General features: G+C 57.5%; 10 protein-coding genes and 1 tRNA gene. 1 reads left to right on the forward strand and 10 read right to left on the reverse strand.

Translation table 11 applies throughout. From position 1 onward, the window contains the following. The 8 genes from alr to rnr all read right to left on the reverse strand — a co-directional run bounded on the left by alr (window position 1) and on the right by rnr (window position 8256). Window positions 1-1095, reverse strand: coding sequence for an alanine racemase (gene alr / locus QPM17_RS05880; RefSeq protein ID WP_285389593.1), 1095 nt, complete (start codon window positions 1093-1095; stop codon window positions 1-3). Next, window positions 1095-2492 (reverse strand): replicative DNA helicase, encoded by a 1398-nt coding sequence (gene dnaB / locus QPM17_RS05885; protein ID WP_285389594.1) that lies wholly within the window; start codon window positions 2490-2492, stop codon window positions 1095-1097. The genes alr and dnaB overlap by 1 nt, the downstream gene beginning before the upstream one ends. Before the next feature lie 183 nt (window positions 2493-2675). Further along, a complete protein-coding gene (gene rplI, locus QPM17_RS05890; protein WP_285389597.1) occupies window positions 2676-3122 on the reverse strand; it encodes a 50S ribosomal protein L9 in 447 nt (148 codons plus the stop codon). A gap of 20 nt (window positions 3123-3142) precedes the next feature. Then, complete coding sequence (locus QPM17_RS05895) at window positions 3143-4009, reverse strand: hypothetical protein (RefSeq protein ID WP_285389599.1); 867 nt, start codon at window positions 4007-4009, stop codon at window positions 3143-3145. A gap of 27 nt (window positions 4010-4036) precedes the next feature. After that, a complete protein-coding gene (gene rpsR, locus QPM17_RS05900) occupies window positions 4037-4267 on the reverse strand; it encodes a 30S ribosomal protein S18 (RefSeq protein WP_007154918.1) in 231 nt (76 codons plus the stop codon). Between the two features lie 29 nt (window positions 4268-4296). Further along, window positions 4297-4713, reverse strand: coding sequence for a 30S ribosomal protein S6 (rpsF, locus tag QPM17_RS05905; RefSeq protein WP_285389602.1), 417 nt, complete (start codon window positions 4711-4713; stop codon window positions 4297-4299). A gap of 180 nt (window positions 4714-4893) precedes the next feature. After that, window positions 4894-5631: a 23S rRNA (guanosine(2251)-2'-O)-methyltransferase RlmB gene (gene rlmB / locus QPM17_RS05910; RefSeq protein ID WP_285389604.1), complete on the reverse strand. Its 738-nt coding sequence runs from the start codon at window positions 5629-5631 to the stop codon at window positions 4894-4896. 3 nt (window positions 5632-5634) lie between these two features. Next, window positions 5635-8256, reverse strand: coding sequence for a ribonuclease R (gene rnr, locus QPM17_RS05915; RefSeq protein WP_285389606.1), 2622 nt, complete (start codon window positions 8254-8256; stop codon window positions 5635-5637). Window positions 8257-8529: 273 nt separating this feature from the next. Here rnr and QPM17_RS05920 point away from each other — a divergent pair. Further along, window positions 8530-8616: transfer RNA gene (locus tag QPM17_RS05920), tRNA-Leu, on the forward strand. 106 nt (window positions 8617-8722) lie between these two features. On the opposite strand, the gene QPM17_RS05925 is transcribed toward QPM17_RS05920, so the two are convergent. Continuing rightward, window positions 8723-10591, reverse strand: a complete 1869-nt coding sequence (locus QPM17_RS05925) for a hypothetical protein (RefSeq protein ID WP_285389607.1) — start codon at window positions 10589-10591, stop codon at window positions 8723-8725. Between the two features lie 107 nt (window positions 10592-10698). Continuing rightward, on the reverse strand, window positions 10699-12441 hold the full coding sequence (locus QPM17_RS05930) for a protein adenylyltransferase SelO (protein WP_285389609.1): 1743 nt from the start codon (window positions 12439-12441) through the stop codon (window positions 10699-10701). Between the last annotated feature and the right edge of the window lie 9 nt (window positions 12442-12450).

Below are 12450 nucleotides of genomic sequence, written 5' to 3' on the forward strand. Positions count from 1 at the left end.
TTATCCTGTGAGGCCGTTCTCCAGATACAACCTTGGTACCCGAACTGTGATGCCGGTCAGCAGCTCATAGGCAATGGTACCAGCGTGCCGTGCCACCTCATCCACGCTCACGTGCTGGCCCCAGAGCTCCACGGGGTCACCGGGCCGGGCCTCTGGAGCGTTTGTCAGGTCCACTGCCAGCATATCCATGGACACACGACCGATCAGGCGGATTCGGTTGCCAGCCACCCAGGCTGGCGTGTCCGTGCCGGCATGGCGCGGGTAGCCGTCACCGTACCCGATGGCGACGATTCCCATCCGGGTTTCCCGTTCCGCTAACCAGCTGCAACCATAGCCCACCGACTCCCCCGCCTTGAGTGTACGCACGGCTGTCAACGGGGCTTCCAGCGTCATCACCGGTTTCAGCCCGAGCTCTGGCCCCGTCTTCTCAAGCATTGGGGAAGCGCCATACAGCATGATGCCGGGGCGACTCCAGTCAAATAGTGGCTGTGCGGGCAGAAAGTGAGCCGCAGAGTTGCCTGCGCTCTTTGCCAACAGGGGCCAGGCAACCACAGACTCGGCAAACAGCCGCGTCTGTTGGTCCGTAAAGCCGCTTGTGGCATCGTCCGCACAGGCAAAGTGAGTTACAAAACCCACCATTTTCTGCGCCAAGGCATGGTTTTCGAGCCGGCCCATTACCTCGTTCAGCACGGCTGGCGCAAAACCCAGCCGGTTCATGCCGGTATTGACCTTGAGCCAGAGTGCCGGCACTTCCGATGCCTGCTCCAGCCAGTCAAGCTGGTAGTCGCTGTGAACCACTGCCTCAAAACCTTTACGTGCACAGGTGGCGACATCCTCTTTGCTGTGCATACCCTGCAATAACACCACCGGATGCTCAAAACCCGCTTCCCGGATGGCCAGCGCTTCCTCGATACAGGCAACGGCAAATTTCGGCGCCTCATCCGCCAGCGCCCGTGCGACCTCACGAATACCGTGACCATAGCCGTCAGCCTTGATAACGGCCATGGCCCGGGCCGGACTGGCCAACCTGCAGGCAAGGCGATAATTGTGGCGAAGTGCGCTGGTATCAATATGGGCGATGGTCTTCCGTGGCATCAATAATCCCCACCATAATCGCCATGTGCGAGGTCTTCGAATTTGGTGTATTTACCGATAAAGGCGAGACGCACGGTACCAATAGGGCCATTCCGCTGTTTGCCGATGATGATTTCAGCAATGCCCTTGTCGGAAGTGTCTTCGTTGTAGACCTCGTCGCGGTACACGAACATGATCACATCCGCATCCTGCTCGATGGCGCCCGATTCCCGCAGGTCCGAGTTCACCGGACGCTTGTTGGGCCGTTGCTCCAGGCTACGGTTAAGCTGCGAGAGCGCCACCACCGGACAGCTGAGCTCCTTGGCGATCCCCTTCAGGGAGCGGGAGATTTCGGAAATCTCGGCGGTGCGGCCTTCGGTGTTACCAGGCACCCGCATCAGCTGCAGATAATCCACCATAATCAGGCCCAGCTGGCCGTCATTTTCACGGGCGATACGGCGGGCCCGTGAACGCATCTCCGTGGGACTCAGCCCCGGCGTGTCATCAATATAGAGCGGCTTGTCCTTCAGCAGGCTGACGGCCGACGTCAGCCTCGGCCAATCGTCCTCTTCCAGCTTGCCACTGCGAATACGGCTCTGGTCGATCCTTCCCAGGGAGGACAGCATACGCATAACCAGCGCATCCGCCGGCATCTCCATGCTGAATACCAGAATCGGCGTACTGGTGCTGATCAAAGCGTTCTCGACGATGTTCATGGCAAAGGTGGTCTTACCCATGGAAGGACGACCGGCCACGATCAGCAGGTCCGCCGGCTGCATACCCGACGTCCACTCATCCAGATCCTTGAACCCGGTGGTCAGGCCTGTCGTTGTCTCACCGGATTCGAACAGCTCCTCAATACGGCTGAGAGCCTTGGTAAGAATCGGGTTAATGGTCTGTGGGCCAGAGCCCTCTTTCACCCGTGATTCGGCAATCTGGAAGACGTTACGCTCGGCCTCGTCCAGGATCTCATTGCTGTTACGCCCCTGGGGATTGAACGCGGAATCGGATATCTGGCCGGATACCTGCACCAACTGACGCAGGATCGAACGTTCACGCACGATTTCCGCATAGGCACGGATATTGGCTGCGCCTGGAGTTTTCTCCGCCAGTTCTGCCAGGTAGGAGAGACCGCCGGCATCTTCGATATCGCCAGCCCGCTCAAGAAACTCGGTCAGCGTGACCACATCCAGCGGTTCGCTCTCGCCGGCAAGGCGCTCGGCAGCGCCGAAGATCAGGCGATGATCCTGGCGGTAAAAATCGACCGCGGAGATGATCTCCGAGATCTCATCAAATCGGCGGTTGTCCAGCATCAGGCCGCCAAGAACTGCCTGCTCGGCCTCGACGGAATGAGGCGGAACCTTGATTCGGCTGGTTTCAGGGTCGCTGTTTACCGGTTTGAAATTCGGATTGGCCATGGAAACGTCTTCATCTGGGCATCACATCCGTGACAGTTTACGGGGATTGTCGATGCGATGGGAGAGCAACAGTAAGCGCAAATCATACACCAGAAAGCAACAGGCCCGGAATCCACATGTGCGGATTCCGGGCCTGTATGGCTGCCACCGGAAAACCTCCGGTGTTACCACCTAACCGTCAATTCACTCGGCAACAACGGCCAGGTTAATTGTAGCGGTTACGTCGGAGTGCAGCTGAAGCTCGATCTCGTACTCGCCAACCACACGGAGTGGACCTTCTGGCAGACGAACTTCACTTTTCTCTACGTCGGTGCCGGCAGCGGTAATTGCATCAGCAATGTCGCGCACACCGATAGAACCGAACAGCTTGCCTTCTTCACCAGCCTTGGAGGTGATGGTGACAGAGGCGCCTTCCAGAGCTTCGGCACGAGCCTGGGCTTCAGCCAGCTTCTCGGCTGCGGCCTTTTCCAGCTCTGCACGACGCTCTTCGAACGCCTTCAGGTTGTCGGCAGTTGCCGGAACAGCCTTGCCATAGGGCAGCAGAAAATTACGACCGTACCCGGCCTTTACCTTGACCTTGTCACCCAGTGAACCAAGGTTTGCTACTTTTTCGAGCAGAATAACTTCCATCTCGTTAACCTCTTCGCGCTTTATTCAGCCGGGCCGGAGGGCTTGATTCGTCTCCGGATATCCAGCCAGCTATCCACAAAAGCCAGAACTACTAACAGAATCATCAGGCTCGGGCCAAGCAGCACCAGTGCCATGTAGAACAGCACCAGCCACTGGCCACTCAGATTTTTACGACCAACAAGGCCATGAACCAGGGCCAGCCCCGCCACAAACAGCGGCAACCCTCCGGCCCAGCCCAGCAGCATGGAATTCAGCCCAAGAACGGGCCCTGCCACCATGGTAATCACACAGATAACCGCGATTGCCGGTGACAGCCGGAGCGAGTGAAACTCGGCCCGGAATCCGCCGGGATTATATAGCCCGGCCTGCCAGGATCTTGCCAACATGGTCACACACACACCGATTACCAGGTAAGTGCCGGCCATGCTCGCATTCATGGTCTGCCGAATGACTGTTTCCAGCCTGTCGCCAAGACTATTGGCCACTTCGGCGTTGTACTCTTCGTAAAATCTTACTCCTGTCTGCACCAGATCGTTCAACAGATCCGGATACAGCAGAGGCAACATCATGCCTGTCACAATACCCAGGAAACTGCCTGCCAGCAGCGCTTTCTCCCACGACAGGGTTGTTCTCAGTATTGATGCCATCAGCATTACCTGAAGCAGCGCTACCAGTGCTGTCGGGTCCTGCCCGAACCAGCTCCAGCCGAGTGCCGGAAGCAATGCCCAGAGACCGATATTCAGCCCCTGGCTGATACCCAGCCTGAGAATGACCAGGCCAACAACCGCTGCACCAATCCAGAACAACAGGGGTATCGCAGTCGTAACTGCTGCCACCCCGCCTGCCTGCAGAGGACCGCGCATTACAAACTGTGCCAGTGCACGCATGGTCCCGGGTCCTGTCTATTCTGTTACTTAGTTATCGTGACTGTCCGAATACGGCAGCAGTGCCAGGTAGCGGGCACGCTTGATAGCGGTAGCCAGCTGACGCTGATAGCGTGCCTTGGTGCCGGTGATACGGCTGGGCACGATCTTGCCGGTTTCAGTAATGTAACCTTTCAGGGTGTCCAGATCCTTGTAATCGATCTCTTTAACACCTTCTGCCGTGAAGCGGCAGAACTTACGACGTCTGAAAAAACGAGCCATAACTTAACTCCTCAACTCCGGTGATGGTTTTACTCTTCTTCGTCCTGGGTTTCAGCACGCTGACGTGGTTCGTCAGATTCGGCTGAACGACGCGGACGATCATCGCCGCCACGACGGTCTTCACGGGACTCGGAAGCTTTCATCGGGGACAGGTCCGTATCGGCACCATCGCGGCGCAGGATCATGTCGCGGATGATGGCATCGTTGAAACGGAAGTTGTGAGTCAGCTCGTCCATCGCTGCCTGTGAACATTCAACATTCATCAGAACGTAGTGAGCCTTGTGAATCTTGTTGATCGGGTATGCCAGATGACGACGGCCCCAATCTTCCAGGCGATGTACCTTGCCGCCATCTTCATTGATGACGCCGGTATAACGCTCGATCATCGCGGGCACTTGCTCGCTCTGATCCGGGTGTACCATAAATACGATTTCGTAGTGACGCATGAGTTCTCCCTACGGTTTGAACAGCCTCCAGCAAACGCACAGAAAAAGATCAGGCAAATGCAAGAAGCAAGGAGGTGGCAGACAGAGCTGCCGGCTTCTTGATGCGAACTGCCCCTATTTCAGGCAATACAACACCGCCCCCTGAAAAGGGGGTCAGGTATTCTAGGCGTGTGGCGGGTACTATGCAAGCCGCTGGCGCAAAGCCTCGTAGAGGCACACCCCGGTGGCCACAGAAACGTTCAGGCTGTCCACGTGCCCAAGCATGGGGATATTGATCAACAGGTCGCAATGTTCGCGTGTCAGCCTGCGCATGCCTTTGCCTTCGGCCCCCATAACCAGCGCTACAGGGCCGGTGAAATCGGCCTGATACAAAGTACTGTCTGCCTCACCGGCAGTACCGATAAGCCAGACGCCATCGTCCTTGATGGTTCGCATGAATCTCGCAAGGTTGGTCACGCGCACCAGCGGAACCGTTTCGGCAGCCCCACAGGCCACCTTGCGGACAGTTGGGGAAAGCGAGGCCGACTTGTCTTTCGGCACCACCACGGCCTGCACGCCGACTGCATCCGCAGTACGCAGGCAGGCGCCGAGATTGTGGGGGTCAGTGACACCATCCAGAATAAGCAGGAACGGCGGTCGGTCGGAGCCGGACAGCATGGCCAGCAGGTCATCCTCACTCCATTCACGACTCTCGGACACCGCTGCCACCACGCCCTGGTGGACCCCGGAGACCCGCTGATCCAGCTCCTTACGGTGCACCACACTCCAGCGTACTCCGATCTCATTCAGAGCATCGGTAACGGTTTTGACCCGCCGGTCTTCCCGGCCGGTCTGGATCCACACCTGCTGCAGGCGCTCCGGTTCGCGCTTGAGAACGGCTTCAACCGCATGCCAGCCAAAAATGAACTCTTCAGCCACAGCTTATTTTCCTGACTTGCGGGATTTGCGTTTCTTGTCAGCGCCGTCGGTTTTGCCAGCAGGCTTCTTGCCTTTGCCTTTGCCTTTGCCCAACGCCAGCTTGGCGGCCTCTGCCACCAGCTTGTCGCGGGCTGACAACTCGCCATCATCTTCGTAGGTCGGTGCTACCTGCTCAGGCTTTGCTGATTTGCCACCGGTCTGTGGCGCGGAACCTTTCCGCCGGCGCGGCTTTGCGACGGCATCCCCGCCTTTGTCACGACCACCCTTGCCTCGATCACCGCCGGGGGAACGACCTGCAGAGCCTTTGCCCCCTTTGCCACGACCCTTACTTTTATCCCTTGGTTCACGCTTGGTGATTTCCAGAGCATCGCGGTCCGCCTGGCGATGTTGGGGTTCGCTCACCAGTTCAAGGTCGATCTTGCGGTCTTCCATGCCTACACGCACCACCTTCACCCGGACATCGTCCCCGAGGCGAAAGCTCATGGCGGTACGCTCACCAATCAGGCGATGCTTGGCAGAATCGTGATGGAAGTAGTCACCACTGAGCGTGGATACGTGCACAAGGCCTTCGATGTAGACTCCTGACAGTTCCACGAAGAAGCCGAATGGCACAACGGCGGCAATCACACCGTTGTATTCCTCGCCGACGTGATCCTTCAGATACTCACACTTGAGCCACGCCATGACATCGCGGGTGGCGTCATCTGCACGCCGCTCGGTCATCGAACAGTGCTCGCCAAGTTGATGCATCCGGGCTGTATCGTAAGGATAATCCGCAAGGTCCGGGTCAGGCTTTGGAGGAGCAACCACGTCCTTACTGTTTTCTTCACCGTGAACCACCGACTTGATCCCGCGATGCACGATCAGGTCCGGGTAGCGACGAATCGGCGAAGTAAAGTGGGCATAGCTGGAGAAACCAAGACCGAAGTGGCCGCCTTCCTCCGGACTGTAAACGGCCTGACTCAGAGAGCGCAGCATTACGGTCTGGATCACGTTGGCATCGGAGCGGTCTGAAATACTGGACAGCAGCTCCTGATAATCCGCCGAGGTTGGTTTGTCGCCTCCACCCAGCTGCAGGCCCAGCTCGCTCAGGAACAGCCGCACTGCATTAAGCCGCTCTTCCGAGGGACCGTCGTGCACACGATACAGGGAAGGCACCTTGTGCTTTTTGAGAAAACGTGCGGTTGCCACGTTGGCAGCCAGCATGCATTCCTCGACAATCTTGTGGGCGTCGTTGCGCTGGACCGGGACAATTTCCTCGATCTTGCGATTCGCATCGAACACCACCTTCGTTTCTGTGGTTTCAAAATCTATGGCGCCCCGCTCGGTTCGAGCCTTGCGCAGCAACTTGTAAAGGTTGTAAAGATTGTGCAGGTGCGGCAACACATGAGCGTACTGCTCCGACAACCTGTAGCCTGGCTCCGAATCCGGCCGTTCCAGCATATCGCTGACCTTGTTGTAGGTCAGCCGCGCGTGGCTGTGCATCACTGCCTGGTAGAAGGTATAGCCACTGATCGCACCGGCGGCACTGACGGTCATGTCCGCTACCATACATAGGCGGTCCACTCCCGGGTTCAGTGAGCACAGGCCATTGGACAGCTTCTCCGGGAGCATGGGTACCACGTGATCCGGGAAATACACGGAGTTGCCGCGGTTTATCGCCTCTTCATCCAGCGGAGTTCCCGGGCGCACGTAGTGTGACACATCTGCAATCGCTACCAGCAGGCGGTAACCACCACGAGGACGCGGCTCGCAATAGATGGCGTCGTCAAAGTCCCGTGCGGTTTCATCATCGATGGTCACCAGGCGCAGATTGCGGATATCCACCCGGTTCTGCTTGTCCTTCTCAGTGACCTCTTCGGGGATCTCTGCCGCCTGCTCACCCACCGCTGGCGGCCAGCTATGGGGAATATCGTAAGAGCGGATGGCCACATCTATTTCCATGCCCGGCGCCATGTGCTCGCCAAGCACTTCCACTATCTTGCCTGTGGGCTGGGTGCGCACCGTGGGCTGACGAAGGATATCCACCACCACGTACTGGCCATGCCGGGCTTCATTAATGTGTTCGGCGGGAATCAGCACTTCGTGGTTAATACGGGCATTCTCCGGGACCACAAAGGAAATGCCGCTTTCCTGGAACAGACGGCCGACAGTCTGATGGGTGCGATATTCCAGCACCTCAACAATAACGCCCTCGCGGCGCCCCCGGTCGTCTACCCGGTCTACCCGGGCCGCAACCCGATCACCGTGAAACACCTGCCGCATCTGACGAGCCGTCAGGAACAGATCCGAACCACCATCATCCGGAATCAGGAACCCGAACCCGTCCTTGTGCCCGGTTACACGGCCTGTCACCAGGTCAGCCTCTTCAATGGGCAGATAGGCACCACGGCGATTGCAGATCAACTGCCCATCACGACACATGGCAATCAGCCTGCGGCGAAGGGCTTCAATACCCTCCTCGGACTGCTGCCCCAACTCTTCGCACAAGGTTTCGTGCGTGGCCGGTGCACCCCTTTCTTTCAGATGCTCCAGGATGAACTCCCGGCTCTGGATCGGGTTGTCGTACTTGCTCGCCTCACGCTGGGCGTGTGGGTCATTATCTGTCTTTTTTCTGGAAACCATTCGTATCCCTAATTCTGATTTCCCACATGGAAATCAGTCGTTATTTTGCATTTGCTTGAGAGTATAACGCCGCCAGCGGCCACCTGCCTAACCGCCCACTTAAAATAGGCCCAAAAACCAGCATCAGCCAAGAAAAAATATTTGACAGCCTTTTTCCGAATGATTAAAGTACGCGCCATCGGTTGACGGCATTGCCTGTCACCGAAGCAGAAACACCGGAATTTCAACGAAGTAAAGCTGTTGAATACCCACCGGAAAAGCTGCAAATCACCTGCCGAGGTGGTGAAATTGGTAGACACGCTAGCTTCAGGTGCTAGTGGGGGCAACCCCGTGGAGGTTCAAGTCCTCTCCTCGGCACCACTTCCTCCCCCAGGAAGTGGCAAGATCAAATTACCCATATAAGCACATGTCGCAGCAGCACGCTGACTCCCCGGCTAACTATCCGAGGAGCCTACAGCCTGGCCACCTACTCCACCAGCCCCGTCAGGTACTCAGAAAGACGCTGGTAGCTATAGCTCACACGAGCATAGGCCGCCGAAGGCTCTCTCTCGAATTCCCGCCCACAGGCCCTGCTGCCGCCGTATCGGTTCAGATAGGCAGTAGCGATGAGGTTGGGCTGGTCGTCAACGAATTCAGTAGATACTTCGGAAGGGTAATAGAATGCCCAGTCGAATCCCTCCGTGCTGTTGACGCCCGGTGTGGAAGCCATGTTCTCGTCCAGGAAGCCGAATCGTAGCGGCCGAGGATGACCATATCGAGTATCAAACTCTATCGCCAACGAAGAAAATCCGTCTGGTTGTGGCATGCTTCCAGCGACGGTAAACGGCTGCCGGTCAGTAACCGCCAGTGAGAACTCCGCATCATCCGGCTCGCACGATTCTACGCTACTGGAAAGCGTGACGATTTCCTTTTCCACTCCGTCAACCAAGCGTGAGAACCCTAGAAACGCTACAGGTGAATCATCACTAGGAAGCGACACTGTTAGATAATCAGGCTCCAGCACCTCTTTCCTGTCGCCTGACATGGATGTCGCAGTCAAGGACTGGACCTTTGCATCCACCATATCCCATTTGTAACTGATCGCCGCCGTGCCACCCAATGATGACGAGGCCGCAAGGCCCGGATGGCAAGTGGTTGTCGTCTCAAAAGTCGCCCGGCGGTTCTCCCAGTCAAATATCAGCCGCTCGTCCGGGCCTTCATCCTCATAGAAGATTGCGCTCTGCTGTGACAGGGAGATACCCGGCATCCATTGAGTGCCAGTATCCGCAATTTTACCCTGTGCATTGATCAGCCTGGCCATTTCCCTTAACGAGGGCATCATGCAGCCGTGGGCGGTAATGGACTCTACCCGGCCGTCCTCGGAGTAATCAAACACCAGCTCCGCAGACACACTGAGGTTCGACATGGAAGCCGGCAGCTCGTCACCCTCACCTCGCGCAAAAACCGTCTGGCGCTCAAGGATAACGGGGTCCCCCAGTTCAATCCGTACCTCGGGCAGCACCAGCTCGTCTACATCAATGTTTTCATAGCTACCCTGGGAGGCCGCTTCGTCGACCACCTTCACCACGTCCAGCGCATGACGAACGAACGAGACACCAAGAAGGAATATTCCCTCCTCGCTCATGAAACGCTCGCGACCGTCGCCATTGCGCAAGAGCCTGGCGGATGTCTCCGGGAACTGACTCGCCATGAAACGGGCAAACGCACGGGCATAGGCATGGGCCCGGTGATCTCCGGATTTCACATAATCACTAACCAGATTCACGTTACCCAGCGCGTCCGCCAATTCAGTGGTGGTGGCCGTCAGATCCCGCACGCCGATCTCCCGACGCAGGCGCACCAGCGTGCTGAGGGGCGTGACATTACGAACGCCCGGAGGTGCGCTGAGCATGTAGGCGTCTTTCAGCGGCACATCCCCCATGCGGGTCTGCTCCAGAGTCTGCCCCGGCAGGGTCACCGCAAAAAGGGGATACTCCCGGGGATCTATGTCCGGTGACACCGACGGATCCTGCACCAGCTCGGAGATATCGAGGGAGAATCTGCCGTCTTCGCCGGACATGGCGGTGGGCTCGCCATTGGGCAGGGTAATTTCCGTGCCGTACTGGTTCTTGATAGTCATTGGCCCCGGCGTGTACTGGCTGTCCCCATCCATATCCAGCCATACCCGCGCGTTGTGCAGGTAACCATCAATGACCCTGCCGGTGTAGGGCGCCGGTTCACTGAAGCCCTGAGCGTCAAAGTCCCGGCCGTCAACCGGAGGCTCGTCGGACTCCTCGCCGCATCCGGCCAGGGCGGTTATAAGCAGGGTTATTGAAATGGGGAGCAGGCGTTTCATCGCGGCAACCATTATCCTTGTCAGAGGTCGTGCCGCTACTGTAGGGGATGTTTCGGGCGGGAACCTTGATAGGTTTGGCAATTTGTAAAGTTTGGTAACCGGCCCGGTTATGACGAGCAGCTGTAATATGAAACACCGCCAACGTTGAACAACTCCGGCGGTTTCAGTCGGCTGTATCTGTTTTCCACCTCTCCCGATTGCTCGGCGTATGGCTGCGTCATAACATCCTGCAGCTCCCGCAGTGGCGCATAGTTACCCTGCTCCGCTTGCCGATAGGCTGGTACGACTAACCATTCGCGCAGACTGTACTTTGGATTGACGAGCCTCATCTGCCGGGCAAGTTCCTCACGCGAACGGGAACTGCTTTTATTCCCGCCAGCGCTCACCAGAGATTGCCACCGGGCGAGCCATTCCGACCAGCGCTTTTCCAGCCCTTGTGAGGCGGCCGATTCCATGCCACCCGGCCGCCTGTAAAAGCTCTTTTTGAGCGGCCCAATATCATCGGGTACCGCCGAGAGCTCGCGGAAGAAGAGGGTGTAATCAACAGGCATTTTCGTCATCAGCGCCATGAGCTCACTGAATAGTCCGGCATCAAAGGCGTCGAGCCCCAGTTTCGCGGCCCACATCTTTTCCATTTCCGATTGCATTACCTTCGAGAAACCTACCTGAATCTCTTCGAGTTGCGCCAGCTCGCGCTGATGGGTAGCAAGCAGCGGCCGCAGGGCCGAACAGAACATATCAAAATTGCGTTCTGCTGCCACAGGCTGGTTCAGGAACGAGAAGTGATGGCCTCCACCCGTCCACGGTTGGTATTGTGGGTCAAACACTTCGCAGAACCCGAAGGGACCGTAATCCAGTGTGAAGCCACCTGCGGCGCAGTTGTCGCTGTTGAAGTTGCCCTGGCAGTAGCCCACGCGAATCCAGCTGGCAACGAGGGAGGCAAGACGGGCGCGGAACTCCCGTGCAAGCATCACGACTTTTGTGGCAGTGTCGAGGCTCTGATCGATAACGTCACTGTACTCGCGATCAATCAGGTGCAGTACGAGCTGCTCAAGTTCCTCCATGGCTCCGGGATGTTCGTTCTTCCGGGCGCGACGACTGAACAGTTCCAACTGGCCGACCCGGATGAATGACGGCGCAACCCGCGTAGAGATTGCCACCGGCTCCGAAACAAGTCGGTCCGGGTCCCGCAAGTGCGAGCCTTCCGAATACCACGGGCGCGTCACCTTCTCGGTTTTTGAGACATACAGGGTCAGAGAGCGGGACGTCGGCACTCCTAGCGCATGCATGTGCTCCTGTGCCAGGAACTCACGGACGCTTGACCTGAGAACGGCACGACCATCAGCACCGCGGCAGTATGGAGTCCGCCCTCCCCCCTTCAACTGCATTTCCCAGCGTCGCCCCCTGATAACGGCTTCAAGCACCGAAATTGCACGACCGTCACCATAACCGTTACCGGTCTGAAAAGGACACTGCTGGGTGTACTCGGTGCCGTAGATAGAAAGCGCATACCCACAGGCCCAACCAACCTTGCGCATCGGCTTCGGAACAGATGAAAGGTCACCGGAGAACATCCGCATAAAATCGGGCGATTCTGCCAGGCTGTCAGCGAATCCCAATTCGCTGAAAAATTCTTTGCTGTGGGCAACGTATTCGGGGGCTTCGATGGGTGTTGGCCTGACCGGGACATAGTGACCGGTAAAGACCTGTCGCGGCTTATGGTCGATGCCATCTGGGTCTGAATCCGGATCGAAGTTCAGATTATCCATAAACGAATAGTCTGCCAGACGTGCGAGCTGTTCGAGGGTGGTCACTTCAGCGTTGGCTTCCCGTGACAAGCGATTTCCCATCAGAGCGTC

The organism is Marinobacter azerbaijanicus (genome assembly GCF_030250645.1).
Taxonomy (GTDB): Bacteria; Pseudomonadota; Gammaproteobacteria; order Pseudomonadales; family Oleiphilaceae; genus Marinobacter; species Marinobacter azerbaijanicus.

Excerpts from the sequence above, each read along its gene's own strand:
- alr (WP_285389593.1), bottom strand. The coding sequence starts at position 1,095 with ATGCCACGGAAGACCATCGCCCATATTGATACCAGCGCACTTCGCCAC.
- dnaB (WP_285389594.1), bottom strand. The coding sequence starts at position 2,492 with ATGGCCAATCCGAATTTCAAACCGGTAAACAGCGACCCTGAAACCAGC.
- rplI (WP_285389597.1), bottom strand. The coding sequence starts at position 3,122 with ATGGAAGTTATTCTGCTCGAAAAAGTAGCAAACCTTGGTTCACTGGGT.
- QPM17_RS05895 (WP_285389599.1), bottom strand. The coding sequence starts at position 4,009 with ATGCGTGCACTGGCACAGTTTGTAATGCGCGGTCCTCTGCAGGCAGGC.
- rpsR (WP_007154918.1), bottom strand. The coding sequence starts at position 4,267 with ATGGCTCGTTTTTTCAGACGTCGTAAGTTCTGCCGCTTCACGGCAGAA.
- rpsF (WP_285389602.1), bottom strand. The coding sequence starts at position 4,713 with ATGCGTCACTACGAAATCGTATTTATGGTACACCCGGATCAGAGCGAG.
- rnr (WP_285389606.1), bottom strand. The coding sequence starts at position 8,256 with ATGGTTTCCAGAAAAAAGACAGATAATGACCCACACGCCCAGCGTGAG.
- QPM17_RS05925 (WP_285389607.1), bottom strand. The coding sequence starts at position 10,591 with ATGAAACGCCTGCTCCCCATTTCAATAACCCTGCTTATAACCGCCCTG.
- QPM17_RS05930 (WP_285389609.1), bottom strand. The coding sequence starts at position 12,441 with ATGGGAAATCGCTTGTCACGGGAAGCCAACGCTGAAGTGACCACCCTC.